We start from the raw sequence: 17,775 nt of genomic DNA, 5'->3' as shown, positions 1-17,775 counted from the left end.
ATAAACATAGTGTAGATGGCTTTTCGCACCACTCAACATGAAAATGACAAATGATTGTTAAAAATCAAGGGTAGATCTTCGACTGACATCAAACTAACGATGAGTACAGCTTGATGTCAAAAACTCGACGTAAAATCTTTATGCGACTTATCTCGTAATACACGCATTCTCAGGGATTAGGTTTAAACATACCTTGGTACTTGGGGTAACTATTCTCCGCGTGTTATTAGATATCTCACCACGCTCCCGACGATATCGGATAAATTTGGGCAATGAATCAAAACGAGTAAGAAACTAAGATAGTAAGAAGCAAAGACAACAAGAAACAAAAAGAGCTCCACATTGGGAGCTCATTCGTTTGAGTATTCGGTAGGGGTAAGATGAGTCTTAGGAGTTAGAACTGATCCGAGCCAATAGAATTGACGACCAGAGCAGTAGAACCAATGACCTGGGTAATAGAAATTAACGACCTGAGTAATACATACAGATTCGAACACCATCGAACTCACGAATCTCAAACGGGATCTCGTAGATCGATTCCATTACAGTCTTTTCAACCACCTCTGATACCTTGCCCGACTTCACCACTTGGCCTTTTTTCATCGCGACAATGTTATCTGAGTAACACGAAGCAAAGTTGATGTCGTGAATAACGATAACGACCGCTTTATTAAACTCATGTGCTAAGCGACGAAGCGTCTGCATGATTTCAACCGAGTGTTTGATATCAAGGTTATTCAAAGGCTCATCTAAGAACACATAGTCGGTATCTTGCGCCACAACCATCGCGATAAACGCCATTTGACGCTGACCACCACTCAACTCATCAAGGTATTTGTTTTGGATATCGGTAATGCCAAGGTGTTCTAGCGCTGTATCGACGATCTTATGATCTTCGTCTTTCAAGCGACCTTGAGAGTGTGGGAAACGACCAAAACAAACCAACTCACGAATCGTAAATCGCATATTGATGTTGTTTGACTGTCTTAACACGGCAAGGTGCTTGGCTAGCTCTTTGGTATCCCACTCAGCCAATAACTTATCGCCAATGACCACTTCACCCGCGTCACTGTCTGTTAAACGGCTTGCCATTGAAAGCAGTGTACTTTTACCCGCACCATTTGGGCCAATGATAGAAGTCACTTCTCCTTTCGGGAACATAGCACTGGCATCATCAACCACGAGTGACTTGCCATACTTCTTAGTTAAACCTGTTAATTTAATCACTACTTACTACCTTTACTGAATTCTGGTGCGTAACAACAAGAACATAAAATACAAACCACCGACCAAGTTAATGATCACACTCACTGTGGTTTCAAACGCCATTACTTTTTCGATGAACCATTGACCAGACACGAGCAACACTACCGCTAACAAGCTGCTAGCGATGATTAGAGTACGGTGCTGATAAGAGCTGAATATCTGACGAGCCAAACTTACTGTGATTAAACCGAAGAAAAGTACCGGGCCAACCAAGGCAGTTGATACCGCGACCATCACTGACACAATAACCAAGGTAATCTGAGTCAGTCGCTTGGTATTCACGCCCAAGCTTGTTGCGTTATCGACACCAAGCCAAAGCACATCAAGCTTAGGTGCTAACAACCACAGGCCAAGCAAGCTCAAACCTAATGGAATAAGGCTGAGGTAAACCAGTTCGCCTTTCACGTTATTGAAGCTTGCAAACATCACATTCTGCAACACCGCAAATTCATTGGGATCAATCAACATCGCAAGGAAGTTCGCTAAGCTCGAGAATACGCTGCCACACACGATACCAATCAGAAGCAGTGTGAATACGTTATTTCGCTTGCTCTTAAAGTAGAAATGGAACAGAGCAAACGAGAACAAGATCATCACGGTTACAGACATCGAAAAGTTTGCGATTGAATCAATGACCCAGAAGCTTGTACTGCCAAACACAAACAGAAGCACCGTTTGAACCAGCATATACAAGCTGTCAAAGCCCAAGATGGATGGGGTTAGAATTCGATTATTAGTGATGGTTTGGAAAACCAATGACGACGCCGAGATCGCCACCGCCGCCAACACAATCGACAGCAATTTTGGTAGTCGCAGAGACAAGAAGAACTCATAGTTATCCCACGTAAGTCCCTGCCCCACAAATACTGCCGCCATACACAAAGACGCGATGGCCAGAATCGCAATTTTTACTGAATCACGCATTCGACTTGTCTCTCATGATTAGGTAGATAAAAATCAAGCCACCAAAGATGCTGATTACCATCGAGATTGGAATCTCATAAGGGAAGATGACGATTCGAGCTAACAAGTCACAAACCAATACCAAGATCACGCCCCAATAGGCTGTCCAAGGCAGAATCTTCTTCATGTTATCGCCCATCATTAGCGAGACGATATTCGGCACGATAAGGCCAAGGAATGGGATAACACCAACGATCATCACCACAGAAGAGGCACAGATAGCGACCAATGCAACACCAATGAAGACGATCTTCTGATAATTCAAGCCGATGTTTTTCGCAAAGCTCTCGCCAATACTCGCCGCACTGAACTGACTCGCGAAGTAGTAAGCCAACACACAAGCAGGCACTGCGAGGTAAAGAATTTCATAGCTGCCTTGCAACACACTCGCAAAGTTCGCCATTGTCCATGCCGACATGGTTTGTACTAAGTCGTACTTGTAAGCAATAAAGGTTGTTAGAGACGAAACAACGTTGCCATACATGATGCCAATCAAAGGCACCAACACCGCATTCTTGAACTTGAGGTGCTGTAGGAAGCGGACCAATAGCATGGTTCCGAAAACCGCAAACGCGAAAATGAAACCTAAGTAGCTCCATTGCGCTGCATTGCCCAGAACCAGAATACCGACTATGTAGCCAAGCATGGCGCAGTCAATGGTACCCATAGTCGAAGGCGCGGCAAACTTGTTCTGCACGATCTGTTGCATGATCAAGCCAGCGACACTCAAGCCCGCACCGGCAAGTACAATCGCGAACAGTCGAGGGATTCGACTAACAACATAAATAGAGTTGGCGTGTTGGTTGCCATTGAAGAAGTCGCTAAAACTGATTTCAGCGACTCCAATCATCAATGACATAATGCATAACACAACAAGAAATACAGCAGCGGCAATGGGTTTCAACATAGAAATAATACTAAAGGTAGGGCTCTTTGAGTCCGTATGAAAAGTGAAAAAGGGCTTATAAGAACGCTCTTATAAGCCCAAAAATCTGATGATTGATGACTATTGAATCGTTCGTTCAATATCACCCAACATTCTGTGAATCGCTGTCACGCCACCACCAGCCAAATACCAAGCACTTGAATCAAGGTAAACGATGTTGCCTTTCTGCGCTGCAGGTGTCGCCGCAACTAATGGGTTATCAAACAGCTGTTGTGCGCGCCCTTCTGATTTACCGATCGCTTTTTCGCGGTCAAGAACGTAAAGCACTTCAGGTTTTGCGTCAGCAATGTATTCGAACGAGATTAGGTTGCCGTGAGTCCCTTTAATTGGAGCCACTGTCGCACTCTTTGACTCCTCGAAACCAAAATCATCAAAAATGATCGAGAAGCGACTGCCCTTATTGAACATCGCAATGTTGTTGCCGTTGTTCATCAGCATCATTGCAGACGTTTCGTCAGACGCAACTTTGTCGTTTACCGCCGTGATAGACGCTTGAGTCTCTTTGATTATCGCTTCTACTTCAGCTTGCTTACCAAAGATGTCACCTAGCGCGCGCCAGTTTTGCTGAGCATCAGCCCAGTATTTATCACCTTCAATAGAGAACATGACCGTTGGAGCGATTTGTGCCAGCTTGTCGTAAACCTTAAGCATACGGTTTTCCGCGATAATGATGTCAGGCTTCAACATGTAGATAGCTTCAAAATCCGGTTCACTCAATGATCCTGTATTTGCTGTCGTTTCTTTGTACGAAGCTAGGTAATCGGGCAGCAAGCTATGAGGCGCACCAACTGGCTGTACACCAATTTGATCAAGCACATCCAAGCTACCAAAGCCAAGTACCACAACGCGCTGTGGTACTTCAGTAAACTGCGCCGTGCCCTTTACGTGTTCAATGGTCACGGTTTTCGCTTGAGCGGTCATCAGTAATGATGATGCAAGAATGATGGCAAACCCGCTTAACAACTGGCGAACTGAATTGATTGTTTTCTTCATGTTTCTTCCTTTGCCATTGATACTAACCACCACTCATGACAATGAAAGTCACACTACTCATAGGCGAGCATGGGGCGAACACAACGGCTAAATAACGATAATTTAAAGTCTGTCATTGCTTTGATAACAAACCCGTAACGCAAGTGAGAACTATTATCAATTATATTTGCGTTAAACTGGCGACACAACAACTTTATTATTCAGAAATGTAAAAGTGAGTATTCATATTTTGCGTAGTCAGGAGAGATACTCGGGATCAGAAATAGCAAAAAGACGCGAAGAGGAAAATGATCATCAATCTGAAGAATAAACTGATGGGGAAAAGTGCCCGAAAATCCTGTAATTACAACGCTAAATCACAGAATTACGACGCCAAACTCCAGAATTACAACGCTCAACCTCAGAGTCACGACTTGTAATTTACAATGTAAAGACTATATACAACAGATACTTAATCATAAATAAATTAGCTGAACAATTAAAACCACTAATGACAAAGAACACAAAGCGGTGCAAAGCCAAACATCGGTCAGGTATCATGGTGAATTACCTGCCCATCGCTCATTTAACTCTCAACAAGCGACGGCAAATCATTCAAAAATATTTTTAAATTTAATTAAAAATAGAGTTGCAATTCAAAAAACTAGGCGTATAGTGCGCCACTTGGCTCTAATCTATAGAGCTGTTAATGCTAAAGTAAGTCCAAGTTCCTCAAAGACAGTTCTCGATTTCCTCGTTACACCATCTCTGCGTCAGCTTTCACCTAGATAGTCATTCAATAGCTTTTAAATTCGATCCTCACTACCGATCTATCGTCATTCGCTCTTTTGCTAGCGAAGTCAAAATAGATCGATCACTTAAATATAAATGTAATAAACACAAGGCACAGTTATGTCACGCAGAACAACACGACAAACCCATTGGTACCAACTATCACGCGACAAATCAGTCAATAAACTAAAAGGTAATAAATGCTCAAGATTAAAATAGACTTACACAAAGAAGAAATTTCATGGGTCACAGAGATTCGACAGCTCAATAGCGATATACTCCACCGCCACATATTGCCCAAGCTACAACATCACAGTTATCTCATCGATTTTGAATTTAATGAACGAGAAAGCATCGGAACTATTGTTTCAGGCAACGGAAACACCCTAGGACATTTCACACTCCTATAGCATTTCCCATAGGCTACAAAAAGAAACACCGTTTAGTCCCAAAGATGTAAAAGATGTCACCCTCAATTCGCTCTAGCAGAACAAAATAGAGTAGAAGTAAAACAGAACAGAAACCTAGCCCTTTTTGCATTTCACACGCGGCTAACGCTAGCTAGGTTATCGTACTTCTATTGAAACCAACTTATATCAAACTCTGAATCACCAATGAGTCATTATCAGTGCATTCATGGACTAATAAGTTAACGGCATCGACCTTAACTTTTGATCAAGAGTATATAAGTGTTCTGCAGCTTGCATGTGTTGAGGGTAATCACTGAATTTCTCACGATTTTCCTCATTCATCTTACATGTCTCATCCACCAGCATTAATTTCCAATACAGCTTTGTTGTATGCAGCATAGCCAGTAAAGGTTTGAATACCTCTTTTTCATAAGCTTGAATCAACTCTTCAATCAATTCGTCACGCTCGTCTTCACTTGCGATTGAACCATTGGTTGCCGACAATACTTTTTGATATTTCAGATTGAGTTGCAACTTATCCATCACCGTTTGGTTATCTTCCGCCAGTTCGACAAGTTTTGACTTAATGATGTTCACCCAATTCTCTTGGCTAAGAACCCTATCATCGATACTCGCAAAATCTTCGCGTATTTGACGTTCGACGTCTTTTTGAGCTTTCTTTAAAACGGCGCGCACCTTTTGAAATGGCAGCTGATATTCCTTACTTAGATCGATAATCAGTTTATGAAAACCACCATTTGGAAGGTGTAAGTTTTCCTTAAACGTCGCCATTGCAGCTTCTTGCTGATCGGTAAGGTGAGTCATTCTGTTTCCTATTCTTTATCACTTATGGTGCTGAGCCCGCGATCATACCACTATATAACCTTGTTTTTTCGGTAACTTGATAGGTTACATCTAGGTACGTACTTAATTTCTCTCAACACGTTATCTTTTGGCTAGTTTTCACACTACTTGGCATTAAATGGTAAGTTTCTATCGATGAATATTCGTACATTAGTCGTACAGGGTATATCGCCAGACAGGAGTCATTACTTACATATGAAAGACAACAGCGAGAAATGAGAAAACATATGACCTATTCCGAATACAAAGAATCCGATCTGCATAAGTGCGTTAGCGTTGGTGCAGAAGCAACGGTATCAATCGCCAAGTTTACCGTTAAAGCCACTACCCTTTTATTTCGATTTTTCCGCTGGCTTGCCGTATCGGCCTATTCTTATGTGATGAAGTAATTCTGTATTGGAGTCGTTGTTTTCATTACGACTTATCCAAATACCCAAAAGCGCGCCCTATTAGGTCGCGCTTTTTTTATGCTCCGATTTTTGTAGCCAGCTTTTCTATGTCCGGTTTTCTAGATCTAGCTTTTGATACTTAAAGTACATAACCAATTTTCTATCGTCAGTGGCGCTAAATGGTAAAACTCTGAATCGAATAAAAACCATACTACACCTGTTCCAACAAAACAGACTTCTAACTTATACAGGTACTAAAATGAAAAAGATTGCACTTAAAATTGTAGGACTAACGGTTTTGGCTTCTGCGCTAACTGGTTGTATCGGCAGCAACGCCGTAACAGGGAAAGTGATGAAATTTAACGTTGAAGTTGTCGATAACCGCTATGCTCGTGCAGGTGTAAACTTCTTATTAGCGCCTGTGTACGGTATTACAACCGCAGCCGACTATGTCGTATTCAACTCACTCGAATTCTGGACAGGTAAAAACCCAATCAGTGGTTCACCACACGTATTTGATACAAAAACAGATACACACTTCGAAGTGAACGACGACCTAGACTCAAGCTTGAAAGAAGCACCTGTTGGGCCAATTTCAAACAATCGCACGATTGAAACGGGTGAGATGATTAAGATTGACGAAAACACGGTTCAAATGGACATCGTCTATACCTCTGGTGAAACGGCAACTCTGACAGGTATCAAAGAGGGTCAAAACGTTAGCTATTACATGGATGGTCAGCTTGTGTCACAAACGACCATCGCTGAATTAGAGAAGATACAAGGCACTGAAGCGTAAGATTCATCGCCCACACAGAGTTCAAACTTAAAAAGACTTTAAAGCTCACAAAATAGAAGAAGCCCAGCAACTGCTGGGCTTCTTCGTATGTGCTCTATTATTTGTAAATGCCCTATTGAGATTGAGACTGTGTAAGTCGAATGCTCACCAAACTCGCCACCATTATGGCCAAGTAAAAACTGCCGATAATGGATTCCATAAACACGAAGAACTGAGCAATAGGTAATGCCGGTGATATGTCACCATAACCAACCGTAGTCAATGTGATAAAGCTAAAGTACATCGCATTAAACAAATTCGTTAGCCAGATTTGCTCTTCTAACCCATTAAAGGCGTTGGGAAATATTTCTAAAATCAACAAGTAGATGGTCGACCAAGCGAACCCCAACAACAAGTAAATACAGATCGAGCCGATAATGTGATTGGGTGTTACCGTTTTTGCTTTCATCACCTGTTTTAACGCCGAGTAAATGTGTGAAAACAAGAACACAGCCAACGCCGATAGCGTCACTATCGACAGGTTATAGCCTTCCAAAAACGAAAACACACCAGACACCAATGCCGTAATCAACAACATCCCATACCAAGATCGATACAAAGCTCGCTCTTTATGGATACCAACAATTGAACTCGCCAGAGTAATGATGATGAGAAATAGTATTGTTTTCTGGCCTTGAGGATAAAACTGCTGCATCACCGCGCAACCAAAAAACAACACCAACAGTGCATAGAATAAGAAGTAGAAGTTGTCGTCTTTAGAGACTGGCTTCATCTATTTGTCCTCTGCCTCTACTGGTTTTTTCTCAGTTTCTTCTTGGTTTTTCTCTTCAAGCCCAAGCCACGCCATCATCAGCTCATAGCTTAAACTCAGTATCACAGCACCAACAAACAGACCGACGATTCCTGACATCGCCATTCCGCCCAGTGCGCCGAGTAAAATAACCAACATTGGAATGTGAGAGCCACGGCTCAGCAGTACTGGCTTCAAGATAGCGTCACTGCCACTGACCAAAATACACCACACTAAGAACAAGCTCGCCGCCAGTGTCGATTCAACACTAAACATGTAAATAATGGCAGGTAACAAAGCAAGAATCGGAGGCAACTGAATAATAGCGACCAGTAACACCGCTAGCGCCCACAATGCCGCGGCTGGAACACCCGCGATAACCAAACCAATTGCCGACATGATAGATTGAATCACAGCAACACCAATCACACCTTGCACAACGCTGCGCACAGTCGATTTAGATAACTGCACGAGCTCTACGCCTTTGCCATCCGTTAAACGAACCACTAAGTGAGTCACACCGGTTTGACATTTATCGGCGTTACTCATGAACGCACCTGCAATGATGGTTGAGATAATAAATTGGACAAAACCACCGCCCAATGAGCCTAAGATCGATGCCATTTTAGAAGCAAATACCTTAAGTTCGTCTGCGTACGTGATAAACACGCCCTCTATATTCGAAGAAGCATGGACCAAGGCGGCATAGACCCTTTCGCCAACTAATGGGATATCTTGCAAGGACTCTTTGGGTTTCGGCAGAGACAAGGTTCCGTCCTGTAGCCCTGTCATTAGGTCCGAAGCACTGGTGTAAATACCGGAAGAGAGCGCAACTAAAGGAATGAGTAGTAAAAGTACTCCGATAAAGCTCAATAACGCGCTGGCTTTTCCTTTCGACATTCCCGTCTTATTTGAAATGGCGACAGCAACTGGATAGAGCGCAGTTGCAATGATCGCCCCCCAAATAACCAATAGAATGAATGGGCGCAAAATCGAGAAACACCAATACACGAGCATGGCAATCGCTGCGATTTTGATGGCAGCGTCTATCGCCTGTTTTGAAAAATCATCGGTTAACTTCATGAGACGTCCTTGTAAGACATAATTAAGGCTGGTTTTGTAGGAACTTCCAATTCCGAGTTTCTAGGAATAAAGAAGCCAAAATCATATATATGCCAATTAACACTAATTGGAATATGCGTATAAGAGTGTTGCTATCGATGTCGCCTGAGCTCATCAAAGTGCTACCGACAAGTACTAACAACGTACTAAATGCAGTGGCGAAAATCGGCGCTTTTTCGGGAACTGTGTAGATCTTCTTGGCGATCACAATAGCGACCAAGCCTATGAATAAAGAGTAGAAGATAATATTAGGAACAATCGAAAGGATTGAAAAAGCCGCTATCGCGAGCAACCCCCCGATACCGTTACTTATCACTAGAAAAGCACTCAACTTTATCGACTTCTCTGACGTAATCATCAACGATAACAGCGCGATGAACATCATTGTCAATAAAGCTTCAGATATTTGAAAAATAAAGAAAAAACATACCACTGGATAGGAGATAATCATCGCTCTAAAGGCCGCATACCAACGCTGTTTCTTTTCGAGTGGTGCAGCAGCAAAACCTGAGAACTCCGATTTAGGCTCAGGGAAAAATACATGCACTAACGCAAAGATCATCACTGAAACCACACCAGAAGTTGCTAAGCCAGATGCCAGCATTACCGAAACGCCAGGGTTATCAATCGCCATGAATGGCAACATCAAGACAGCAATCAACAATATGGTGGCGAACAGGTTCCATTTAGGGTCGACAAACAAGTAGTAACCCCAAAGCATCATTAGCCCCACTAAAATCAGCAATGGGATTGGGTAATGGGTAATGCCTCGCGACAGCAATAAACCTAACCCCATAGTCACCACAACTGCCAAGAGCAATTCGTAGACCGTTTCCTTATGGAGATTTGGTTTATCAATTAGGAACTTAGCAGTGAACACTGGCGCCACAAACGCAAGTGGCCAGTTTATCCATGCCGCCAAGAAAACAGCCAACGTGACCCCAACCGTATACCTCAGGATCCGTTGCTGTGTTTGCTGGTCAAGAATCGGCTTATCGGACATAAGACAATACGCTAATCAGACGAATCCATACTTTGCCTATCGCATTGAAAACAAAGTTATCACCGCTATAAACAATCACATCCGCTTGGCCACCCACTCGAAGCATGCCTTGCATCTCATCTCGTTCAAATTCAATAGTGATAGGAAGCATCTGTGTTTGACGCAACCAACCCGTTTGTTGGCTAGCTTGCGCAAGCTTACCTGCTTGATCATTTTGCCCCCAATCAACCCCCCAATCGATACTACTTACGCGCCCTTTTACCACTTTGCCCGGTGCGAAATCCAACGCCACTTCAACTTCATCACCGACCGTTACATTACCTAGGCTGTTCTCTCGATAATAAGCTTCAATCCAAATATCTTCGGTTGAAACAAAGGTCATGATTGCTTGCCCTGCCGATGCATAAAACCCTTCAGACAGGCTAAAGTTAGAAACACCACCTTGTGTCGGCGCGGTAATCACGGTGCGCTCTAGGTTCAATTGAGCTTGTTCAAGTGCCAGCAACGCCGCTTTCACTTGACTGTTTTCTTGTCCCTCTTTACCCATTTGTTGCTTCGCACCTTCAAGATCAGCCTCTGCATTCACAACAGCCGCCCGAGAGGTCGCTAATGCTGCTCGCGCTTTATCTGCATCTGATTTAGAAACCACACCTTTATCGGCCATCTCTAAAACACGCTTGGCTTGCAGTTTGGTGTTTTGTCTTTCAACAATCGCTGAAGTGAGTTTCGCTTGAGCTGAAGCAATACTCGCGGTTTGAGCACCGACATTTTGGCCTGCAATCTCTAAATTTTGCTCGGCTTGTTGTACTGCAATTTTGTAATCAGACTCATCTAAAATGGCTAACTTGTCGCCTTGATTAACCAGTTGGTTAGGTTGAACCAGTATATCGAGTACTTTACCCGACACCTCTGGCTTGATTGGAACGATATAACCTTTTACACGAGCATTATCAGTAATAGGGATGATGCGGTCTGAAATGACACTGAAGATCAACATGAATGCAACAAACAACAATAGGTAGTTTGTGACCTTTCTTACTTTGTCTTTTCCATTTTCTTGCTGGCCAACTTCTTCATTGGCTTCTTGCTTATTCCCTTTGGCTTCTGACATGGGACTCCCTTCTAGATAACTAAGATCAACAAAATTAATACTTTAAAAATAAACCCAGCGATGGAAAACTCAAGTAAATAGGGTTAGATTTAGTAAACAAAACGTTGCAAATGATATGCACGTCTAATAATGCAACAATATATACAGGATTGTATTCCAATGACCTCTAGTCACTACCAAGTCCCGGTAATTCAAACGAACTACGCTAAAATTCTGGTTCAGGTTTTTTCTGACTATGGTCTTGATTTACATCTGTTGCTCAAAGATTCCGGCTTACCACCCGACCTTATCGAATCAGAAAGTGATTTTGTGCCATCGGAATCCATTAAGCGTTTGATTTATCTGACATCAGCACAACTCGGCGTATCTCGGTTCACCGATATTCTTGGACTCGCATTTCGACGTCGAATCATCCCAAATGTTTTGCATCAATTTACCGAATTCGAAACCATTGGTGATGCACTAAAACAGATCAATTCAATCTTTGCCTATGACTCCCCAGGCAGCAAAGTCGAGTTTATTCAAGAACACGGTCAGAGCTGGTTTTGCCGAACTGCCCCCGAAGACAACTCCCCTATGTTTCAATGGGGGGAAGCTTTTGCGATTACATATATCATTGAATTAATAACCATTTTATCCCAATCATCCTGGTTACCTAGTAAGGTTCGCTTGCAAGGGCACGATATCGATGTCGTCAAAACACTAGTACCAAATAGTTGCCAGCTATTTGTTGATCAGTCGTCGACGGCTGTGCTTATTCCTGAAGAAATCTTACAACTCCCAATTCGCCTAACCTCTAAAGAACTCAGTGCTAAACCGACACTCATTGAGTGGCATACCAGCTTTACCGATAGCGTTTATGAGCTTCTAAAGCCGTACATGAAAGAGCAAGACCTCTCTCTTGAAGACGCTGCAGAGCTGCTCAACTTTTCAGTGCGAACGTTCCAACGCAAACTCAAGAACGAAAACACCACTTATCGAAAGATCAAAGAAAACCTGATGTTTTCGGTAGCTTGCGAACTGATGGAAGAAGGCCACACGCTGACCTACATTTCTAGCCAGCTCGGTTACACCAACATCTCGCATTTTTCTCGTGCGTTTAAGCGCGTTTCAGGGTTAACACCCAAGATCTATCAACGCTCGATTTCGGCTTAGATACCGCTCTCACCGATTAGTTAATTGCAACACACGCCTAACCAAGGACAATGGGCGCTGCACTGCCCGAGCCTGAGCTAGAACTAGAACTAGAGCTACACACTCTATTTCGCCCATTACCTTTAGCGCGATAAAGCGCCTTATCCGCACTGCGATAGGTCGCTTCGGCTTGTGCCTGTATTTCAGACACACCACTGCTCACAGTCAGGTTCAGTGTTGTTCCTTTGGCAATCACTTCTTTCAATCGATACATCGCCTCAAACGCTTCTGCTAAATTAGTTTCGGGCATCAAGATAGCGAACTCCTCGCCGCCTACTCGCGCGACGATGTCGGTGTCTCGACTGTTATTTCTCAACAGTTCTGCGACCTCTTTCAGCGCTGAATCACCTTGATCATGACCATGATTATCATTGATGGCCTTGAAATGATCTAAATCGATCAACGCCAAACAAGAGTGTGTATAACCATAACGCTCCGCTAAGTTTGAATAATGGTTGAGATCTTTATCAAAACGGCGGCGGTTCCAGCACCCTGTGAGAGAATCTGTGTCCACCAACATTCTTAATCGACGTTCTAATACTTTGCGTCGACTAATATCCGTAAAGGTCACCACATATTTATTATTGTGCGACAGTATTTCAGCTAACTTTTCGACAACCACATTCACAGTAAAATGTTCGCCAAGTCGACTGACTCCACTCAACTCCCCCTTCCATCTCTGGTTTTCCTTGAGTGAGCGAGTAATGGTCGATATTAAACTGCTGTTATTCATAAAACAGAGATCAGAAATCGGGCGAGACTCGACTTGGTTAAAGGCATAGCCTGAAACTCTAGAGAACTGTTGATTAACTTGTATTACCCTCAATTGACTATCGAGGATGATAAAACCAGCGACGCCATCAATGATCGCTTCAGACAAGCTATTCTTGCTTTGAGCCATTTCATGTCGATATAGGCGTGCGGTAATGATGGTGCTGAGAAAAAACAACGCGCACACAGAAAAAGCCATGACTGCCGAAGAAGCCATACTCAATAACCACAAGCTAACTGCCATATTAAGGGCAAGTGTAGACACCACGTATAGCGGCATTTTTCGGTCCAAACTTAACTTATTCATAGTCTGCTCTAGTGATGGGCGAATGACTATGATGGCTAAGTTTTCACTAAGATATTTACCATTTTACGACACATACAAATTCAAATTATATGAGTACCATTAAGATCAATAACTTATGCTAATTATTGAGTAAGAATAGCAAGCTACCACCACTGAGTGAGCTGCCATAATTGAAGTTAATTCCAATCCCGAAGTTGTCAAAAAAGTAAGAATCGTAAGGCACATCAAATACTAATCCGGCCCCGAATTCATAGTAATAGTGCGTATCTAAAGGAGCTGTCAAATCACCCGCGACATCGATTCTTGTTAAGTTATAGTGGATTTGAGGGTTATTAAGCGACCAAGCATCGAGCGCTACATTTTGCCTAAACTCTAGTTCATTAATGAATCGCATCCCTTCTGGGTTACCGATATCGCCATCGTTCGCTTCGCCCCAGCCTGTTCCATAAAAGTAACGAACTCTGGAAGACACATTCCAACTGCCCCACTCCTTTGGTTGCAAGTATTGAAGTTTGACTGAAGGTTCAGCAACAAGCGCCCATGCTGATGTATTCAATGCGTAGCCATCTAGCTGAGATTGAAATGCTTGAGAGTAGCTGTTGTTGTATTCGTATTTATTGCGGTAATAGAGCAAGTGAGTGCCTAACCCATAGGCGATAGACCAATACTGGTTTAAATGGTTTTGCCCTCCGAAAAAGCCATACAGGCCCAATACCGAGTCTTCATTTGGGTTAACACGACGGTCAGGAGTCACATCTGATGAGATCTCAATATCCTGTTCAGAAAGCGCATAAGACCCTCGCACAGACCAAATAAGGTCGAAGTCAGGGTCATCCGTTTTAATCACGGAAGAGTAAGGGATGGAGCCCACACTCACTTGGCTTCGAGTATCGATGGTTTTATCGGATCCAAAACCACTGTCGTTTAAATTGATAAACGAATTAGGATCAAAATCCACAAAGCCAATTGAAATGGCATCGCTGTCAGTCAGCGCAATTGACACAGAAAATATCTTCTCTAAGCGGTTCTGAATCAATTCATTGGATGCATAGGCCGAGGAAGAACTGAGGCCCATTAAGAGCAGAATAATAGAACGGGGATAGTACGATAGGGGTGAAAGCATTAAGTTGACTCCATTCAAACTTATGCTTCAAGTGTAATTGGTAACTTAACTAATTCAATCAGAGAGTTAACGGTGTGGTTGATACTGCTCTCAGTTCCAGCTGCAAGAGCGTTGCTAAATCGATGGCTCCCCAAAGTTCTTCTACGTCTTGGATTCTAAAATGAATAATCATATGCGCCTCTGTCTAAATTGAAGTCTTATCTTGAATCATTCTTAAAACGCTTACTTACCATAATGCGCCAAACTGACTTTAAGACCTATTTCGCATATAAAACAATAAGCGCTTGAAAATTATAGGATTACCTCCTAAGTTTTTTATAACCCTTTACTCAGGAAGAAGTAGATGAGCAATATAGAAAAAGTATATGGATTTAATACGCCCCAACGACTCTTTGTCGGATACACGCTTGCGGTACTCGTCGATTTAACGGTTCTTAATTTTTTTGATGAATACTGGGACTTCGTCAATATCGAGTCTTTCACCATCTCATTTGCAGCTGCGATTCTGCTACAACTCCTGCTCAAACTGTCTATCGGCTTAGAACATAAGCTCGCAGATTACTTCAAATCTAAACCGGGTACAGCGCCTAAGATTTATCGCGGTTTATCCAGTTACGTGATTTTGGTGGGCTCTAAGTTTGTGATGTTGGAAGCCATCAATATCTTGTTTGGCGACAAGGTAGACTTCACAGGCCCATGGAATGGTGTGGTGGCATTCTTCGCTGTGGTATTCACGATTTTGGTCGCAGAGATTATTGTTTCAAAAATCTACTTCGCACTCGATGACACGCCCAAAGCCGAAAAAGCATAGCCGCTTTTGATACACACCTAAGACAAAAAAAGTGAGCCAAACAGGCTCACTTTTTACATCTATTCTTTACGTTTCAGCGATTAACAAACAGAGAAGTTAGATAAAGACTCTCGCTCTAATACCAAACACCCAAGCGCTACTTTCATTGGAGAAAGCTGGATCTTTAATGTATTGAATATCAGGTGTCACTTGGATGAAATCGTTGAGTTGCATGTTGTAGTAAATTTCAGCCGTCCATTGCTCTGTATTACCGCTTATTGCTTTCGCATCAGCTGCAAAAGAATCACCATTCACTTCCGCCCAGTTTAGCGCAACACCAAGGTTGTTCGTCGGTTTTCCTAACCCGAAATATCCCATACCAACCGAGATTGATTTATCGTAAAGGGCAACATCACCTTCTGAGAAACCACCTCGCACAAACGGCATAACTTGAGGCGTGATAAATTGACTCCATGAGAAATTGACACCTGAGCCACCTTCAGTTGCAAGGCTATTACTGTGGCGAGTATCGTCACCAAAATCCCAGAACGTCACATGGAAGTTGTCTGTATAAATCAGGTCTTGTGAAGCCGTCCAACCTAATTCAAGTGTTGTAAAGTAAGATGCATCACTACCAAAAGCGCTATCAAAGCCATCAAAAATATCATCTGACTGACCATTTGCATCAGCGATACCACCGACCACATAAAAGTTCTCGCCTAGCATATGACCGGCAGAAAGGGCCAATACACCGTCATCCGGTAAGCCCATCGCACCTGAGCCTGTCGAGAATACCAAGTTAGTAAAGCCAGACCACGGGCTTGCTAGAGCGTAAACATCCGCATAGTTCGTTACATCCTGCCAACCGACGACAATGGTGCCTTTGCCATCATTGATTTTTTGCTTCCAATTTAAGTCCGTAACACGAAACCCTTGATCGCTAAATGCCGGGCCAATTGCACCGACATAGCCAAGCTGGCCGAATGAATAGTCTTTTGGCGGAGTATCACCATAGGCATGCCTATGTTCCACCTTCCAAACTAAGCTACCTGAGTTCTGTGTGCCGTTTCCTAATAGATGCCATGAACCGTATAATCGTGCCACACCCGACGATGCATCAACGCTATCGCCGCCAACCCCATCCCCAGAGGTCAGCCCCAAAGCAAAGTAATCTGCACCAAATGTAAATCCATCTTCAGCTAATGACTCCCTCCAAGATTTCTTTTGTGCTTTCTGCTCTGCAATTGTATTTTCAACAGAATCTGGGCCTTCAAAGTTAGCGCCGTAAACAACGCCGCTCATTGGGCTAGCCGCCATCACAATAGCCATACTTACTTTAGAGAATCTTGAGTTCATCATGTCACCAGTGCTTATTAAGTTAGTTTTATTTTATTCATTACTCACATTGAAAATTGTCATTTGATGACACTGAGTGATTTAGATACTTCCAACAAGAGATTGGATTCAACTAGATGCACTAGCTAAGGTTGATACTGTTCTATACCTTCCGCTTTCATCGCATACACCGACTGCACATTGGCTGCGCCGTCAGAGTAATTCACATTTTCTTTCGATTGATGACCCGTTAACTGACCTTCAACCCAAACTGGTGTCATTAAGCTGACCAATTCAATGCCCTCAGGAAAATCAATCAATACAAGCTGGTTCGCTGGAGGCGGTGGTGTATGAATACACGCTCCAGCAGAAGGCACTAAAAAGAACTTAGTCACCTTAGTTCCATCCATTTCAATCGGCGTGATGTAACCAGGGATACGATGTTTACTACCTACTACCTCTGTATTGGGTTTCGAACCTAACGCTTCGCGTTGCTTCATGATCTGAGCACGAGCAACGAACAATGCTTCTACATCTATATCTTGCTTTGTTAATCTTTCAGTAACTTCGACGATTTCTTGTCTCGCTTTATCACTTGCCACAAAACCGTCTTCAGCCTGAGCCTCTTTAAAGCGAGCAATAGTCGCCATGTCAAACATCTGATTTCTATCTAACTTTTGAAATGGATCCTCCATTAACTCCATACTCGGAACTAACTCATCCCAGTACGTCACTTTTATTTCACTAGCCAATGATGAAAATGACAAACAACAGAACATAAAAAATGAGCCTATTGATTTTAAATCAACCATCAAAATCTACTCCAAC

At 42.9% G+C, this 17,775-nt stretch carries 18 protein-coding genes; 5 read left to right on the top strand and 13 right to left on the bottom strand.

Features of this window, described 5'->3' with window-relative positions:
- Nucleotides 1-462 precede the first annotated feature (462 nt).
- The 4 genes from AC3CH4_RS21100 to AC3CH4_RS21085 form a co-directional block, all read right to left on the bottom strand.
- The gene (locus AC3CH4_RS21100) at nucleotides 463-1,227 is read right to left on the bottom strand and encodes an iron ABC transporter ATP-binding protein (RefSeq protein ID WP_488543748.1); all 765 of its coding nucleotides are present in this window, start codon (nucleotides 1,225-1,227) and stop codon (nucleotides 463-465) included.
- Between the two features lie 12 nt (nucleotides 1,228-1,239).
- Complete coding sequence (locus tag AC3CH4_RS21095) at nucleotides 1,240-2,190, bottom strand: iron chelate uptake ABC transporter family permease subunit (RefSeq protein ID WP_016793444.1); 951 nt, start codon at nucleotides 2,188-2,190, stop codon at nucleotides 1,240-1,242.
- Nucleotides 2,183-3,136 carry an ABC transporter permease gene (locus AC3CH4_RS21090; RefSeq protein WP_016793445.1) on the bottom strand — a complete coding sequence of 318 codons (954 nt, stop codon included), beginning with the start codon at nucleotides 3,134-3,136 and terminating at the stop codon, nucleotides 2,183-2,185. Before AC3CH4_RS21090 ends, AC3CH4_RS21095 begins: the two co-directional genes overlap by 8 nt.
- A gap of 99 nt (nucleotides 3,137-3,235) precedes the next feature.
- Nucleotides 3,236-4,168 (bottom strand): siderophore ABC transporter substrate-binding protein, encoded by a 933-nt coding sequence (locus AC3CH4_RS21085; RefSeq protein WP_114635078.1) that lies wholly within the window; start codon nucleotides 4,166-4,168, stop codon nucleotides 3,236-3,238.
- 971 nt (nucleotides 4,169-5,139) lie between these two features.
- Here AC3CH4_RS21085 and AC3CH4_RS21080 point away from each other — a divergent pair.
- Nucleotides 5,140-5,349 (top strand): hypothetical protein, encoded by a 210-nt coding sequence (locus AC3CH4_RS21080; RefSeq protein ID WP_004731601.1) that lies wholly within the window; start codon nucleotides 5,140-5,142, stop codon nucleotides 5,347-5,349.
- Between the two features lie 231 nt (nucleotides 5,350-5,580).
- Here the strand turns inward: AC3CH4_RS21080 and AC3CH4_RS21075 are convergent, their stop codons facing one another.
- Nucleotides 5,581-6,174, bottom strand: a complete 594-nt coding sequence (locus AC3CH4_RS21075; protein WP_114634991.1) for a hypothetical protein — start codon at nucleotides 6,172-6,174, stop codon at nucleotides 5,581-5,583.
- A 254-nt stretch (nucleotides 6,175-6,428) separates the two neighbouring features.
- Between AC3CH4_RS21075 and AC3CH4_RS21070 the strand changes: the two genes are divergently transcribed.
- Both AC3CH4_RS21070 and AC3CH4_RS21065 read left to right on the top strand, forming a co-directional pair.
- Nucleotides 6,429-6,602: a hypothetical protein gene (locus tag AC3CH4_RS21070; protein WP_488544364.1), complete on the top strand. Its 174-nt coding sequence runs from the start codon at nucleotides 6,429-6,431 to the stop codon at nucleotides 6,600-6,602.
- Between the two features lie 259 nt (nucleotides 6,603-6,861).
- Nucleotides 6,862-7,401 (top strand): DUF3332 domain-containing protein, encoded by a 540-nt coding sequence (locus AC3CH4_RS21065; protein WP_488543747.1) that lies wholly within the window; start codon nucleotides 6,862-6,864, stop codon nucleotides 7,399-7,401.
- Nucleotides 7,402-7,513: 112 nt separating this feature from the next.
- Here the strand turns inward: AC3CH4_RS21065 and AC3CH4_RS21060 are convergent, their stop codons facing one another.
- Genes AC3CH4_RS21060 through AC3CH4_RS21045 form a run of 4 tightly spaced genes read right to left on the bottom strand, consistent with a single transcriptional unit; the run spans nucleotide 7,514 to nucleotide 11,427 of the window.
- Nucleotides 7,514-8,173, bottom strand: a complete 660-nt coding sequence (locus AC3CH4_RS21060; RefSeq protein WP_016796765.1) for a potassium channel family protein — start codon at nucleotides 8,171-8,173, stop codon at nucleotides 7,514-7,516.
- Entirely contained in the window at nucleotides 8,174-9,274 is a 1,101-nt protein-coding gene (locus tag AC3CH4_RS21055; RefSeq protein ID WP_114634989.1) for an AI-2E family transporter, read from the bottom strand.
- Nucleotides 9,275-9,296: 22 nt separating this feature from the next.
- On the bottom strand, nucleotides 9,297-10,316 hold the full coding sequence (locus AC3CH4_RS21050; RefSeq protein WP_065207094.1) for a DUF2955 domain-containing protein: 1,020 nt from the start codon (nucleotides 10,314-10,316) through the stop codon (nucleotides 9,297-9,299).
- Nucleotides 10,306-11,427, bottom strand: a complete 1,122-nt coding sequence (locus AC3CH4_RS21045; RefSeq protein ID WP_054545666.1) for an HlyD family secretion protein — start codon at nucleotides 11,425-11,427, stop codon at nucleotides 10,306-10,308. Before AC3CH4_RS21045 ends, AC3CH4_RS21050 begins: the two co-directional genes overlap by 11 nt.
- Nucleotides 11,428-11,586: 159 nt before the next feature.
- On the opposite strand from AC3CH4_RS21045, the gene AC3CH4_RS21040 reads away from it, so the two are divergent.
- Nucleotides 11,587-12,582 carry a helix-turn-helix domain-containing protein gene (locus AC3CH4_RS21040; protein ID WP_488543746.1) on the top strand — a complete coding sequence of 332 codons (996 nt, stop codon included), beginning with the start codon at nucleotides 11,587-11,589 and terminating at the stop codon, nucleotides 12,580-12,582.
- A gap of 37 nt (nucleotides 12,583-12,619) precedes the next feature.
- On the opposite strand, the gene AC3CH4_RS21035 is transcribed toward AC3CH4_RS21040, so the two are convergent.
- Together AC3CH4_RS21035 and AC3CH4_RS21030 are read right to left on the bottom strand one after the other, a co-directional pair.
- Entirely contained in the window at nucleotides 12,620-13,699 is a 1,080-nt protein-coding gene (locus tag AC3CH4_RS21035; RefSeq protein WP_488543745.1) for a sensor domain-containing diguanylate cyclase, read from the bottom strand.
- Between the two features lie 118 nt (nucleotides 13,700-13,817).
- Entirely contained in the window at nucleotides 13,818-14,822 is a 1,005-nt protein-coding gene (locus tag AC3CH4_RS21030) for a Solitary outer membrane autotransporter beta-barrel domain (RefSeq protein ID WP_488543744.1), read from the bottom strand.
- A gap of 343 nt (nucleotides 14,823-15,165) precedes the next feature.
- On the opposite strand from AC3CH4_RS21030, the gene AC3CH4_RS21025 reads away from it, so the two are divergent.
- Nucleotides 15,166-15,633 (top strand): hypothetical protein, encoded by a 468-nt coding sequence (locus tag AC3CH4_RS21025; RefSeq protein WP_004731619.1) that lies wholly within the window; start codon nucleotides 15,166-15,168, stop codon nucleotides 15,631-15,633.
- A gap of 96 nt (nucleotides 15,634-15,729) precedes the next feature.
- Here AC3CH4_RS21025 and AC3CH4_RS21020 read toward each other — a convergent pair whose 3' ends face one another.
- Nucleotides 15,730-16,971 carry a carbohydrate porin gene (locus tag AC3CH4_RS21020; protein ID WP_488543743.1) on the bottom strand — a complete coding sequence of 414 codons (1,242 nt, stop codon included), beginning with the start codon at nucleotides 16,969-16,971 and terminating at the stop codon, nucleotides 15,730-15,732.
- Between the two features lie 122 nt (nucleotides 16,972-17,093).
- On the bottom strand, nucleotides 17,094-17,642 hold the full coding sequence (locus AC3CH4_RS21015) for a DUF3299 domain-containing protein (RefSeq protein ID WP_422824332.1): 549 nt from the start codon (nucleotides 17,640-17,642) through the stop codon (nucleotides 17,094-17,096).
- Nucleotides 17,643-17,775: the final 133 nt, after the last annotated feature.

The organism is Vibrio sp. QJM3NY_26, from assembly GCF_057786005.1.
This window is presented reverse-complemented; position numbering and strand designations above follow the sequence as displayed.

What these genes read in the sequence shown, in the direction of transcription:
- AC3CH4_RS21095 (WP_016793444.1), bottom strand. Translation starts at nt 2,190, where the DNA reads ATGCGTGATTCAGTAAAAATTGCGATTCTGGCCATCGCGTCTTTGTGT.
- AC3CH4_RS21090 (WP_016793445.1), bottom strand. Translation starts at nt 3,136, where the DNA reads ATGTTGAAACCCATTGCCGCTGCTGTATTTCTTGTTGTGTTATGCATT.
- AC3CH4_RS21085 (WP_114635078.1), bottom strand. Translation starts at nt 4,168, where the DNA reads ATGAAGAAAACAATCAATTCAGTTCGCCAGTTGTTAAGCGGGTTTGCC.
- AC3CH4_RS21080 (WP_004731601.1), top strand. Translation starts at nt 5,140, where the DNA reads ATGCTCAAGATTAAAATAGACTTACACAAAGAAGAAATTTCATGGGTC.
- AC3CH4_RS21075 (WP_114634991.1), bottom strand. Translation starts at nt 6,174, where the DNA reads ATGACTCACCTTACCGATCAGCAAGAAGCTGCAATGGCGACGTTTAAG.
- AC3CH4_RS21070 (WP_488544364.1), top strand. Translation starts at nt 6,429, where the DNA reads ATGAGAAAACATATGACCTATTCCGAATACAAAGAATCCGATCTGCAT.
- AC3CH4_RS21065 (WP_488543747.1), top strand. Translation starts at nt 6,862, where the DNA reads ATGAAAAAGATTGCACTTAAAATTGTAGGACTAACGGTTTTGGCTTCT.
- AC3CH4_RS21060 (WP_016796765.1), bottom strand. Translation starts at nt 8,173, where the DNA reads ATGAAGCCAGTCTCTAAAGACGACAACTTCTACTTCTTATTCTATGCA.
- AC3CH4_RS21055 (WP_114634989.1), bottom strand. Translation starts at nt 9,274, where the DNA reads ATGAAGTTAACCGATGATTTTTCAAAACAGGCGATAGACGCTGCCATC.
- AC3CH4_RS21050 (WP_065207094.1), bottom strand. Translation starts at nt 10,316, where the DNA reads ATGTCCGATAAGCCGATTCTTGACCAGCAAACACAGCAACGGATCCTG.
- AC3CH4_RS21045 (WP_054545666.1), bottom strand. Translation starts at nt 11,427, where the DNA reads ATGTCAGAAGCCAAAGGGAATAAGCAAGAAGCCAATGAAGAAGTTGGC.
- AC3CH4_RS21040 (WP_488543746.1), top strand. Translation starts at nt 11,587, where the DNA reads ATGACCTCTAGTCACTACCAAGTCCCGGTAATTCAAACGAACTACGCT.
- AC3CH4_RS21035 (WP_488543745.1), bottom strand. Translation starts at nt 13,699, where the DNA reads ATGAATAAGTTAAGTTTGGACCGAAAAATGCCGCTATACGTGGTGTCT.
- AC3CH4_RS21030 (WP_488543744.1), bottom strand. Translation starts at nt 14,822, where the DNA reads ATGCTTTCACCCCTATCGTACTATCCCCGTTCTATTATTCTGCTCTTA.
- AC3CH4_RS21025 (WP_004731619.1), top strand. Translation starts at nt 15,166, where the DNA reads ATGAGCAATATAGAAAAAGTATATGGATTTAATACGCCCCAACGACTC.
- AC3CH4_RS21020 (WP_488543743.1), bottom strand. Translation starts at nt 16,971, where the DNA reads ATGATGAACTCAAGATTCTCTAAAGTAAGTATGGCTATTGTGATGGCG.
- AC3CH4_RS21015 (WP_422824332.1), bottom strand. Translation starts at nt 17,642, where the DNA reads ATGGAGGATCCATTTCAAAAGTTAGATAGAAATCAGATGTTTGACATG.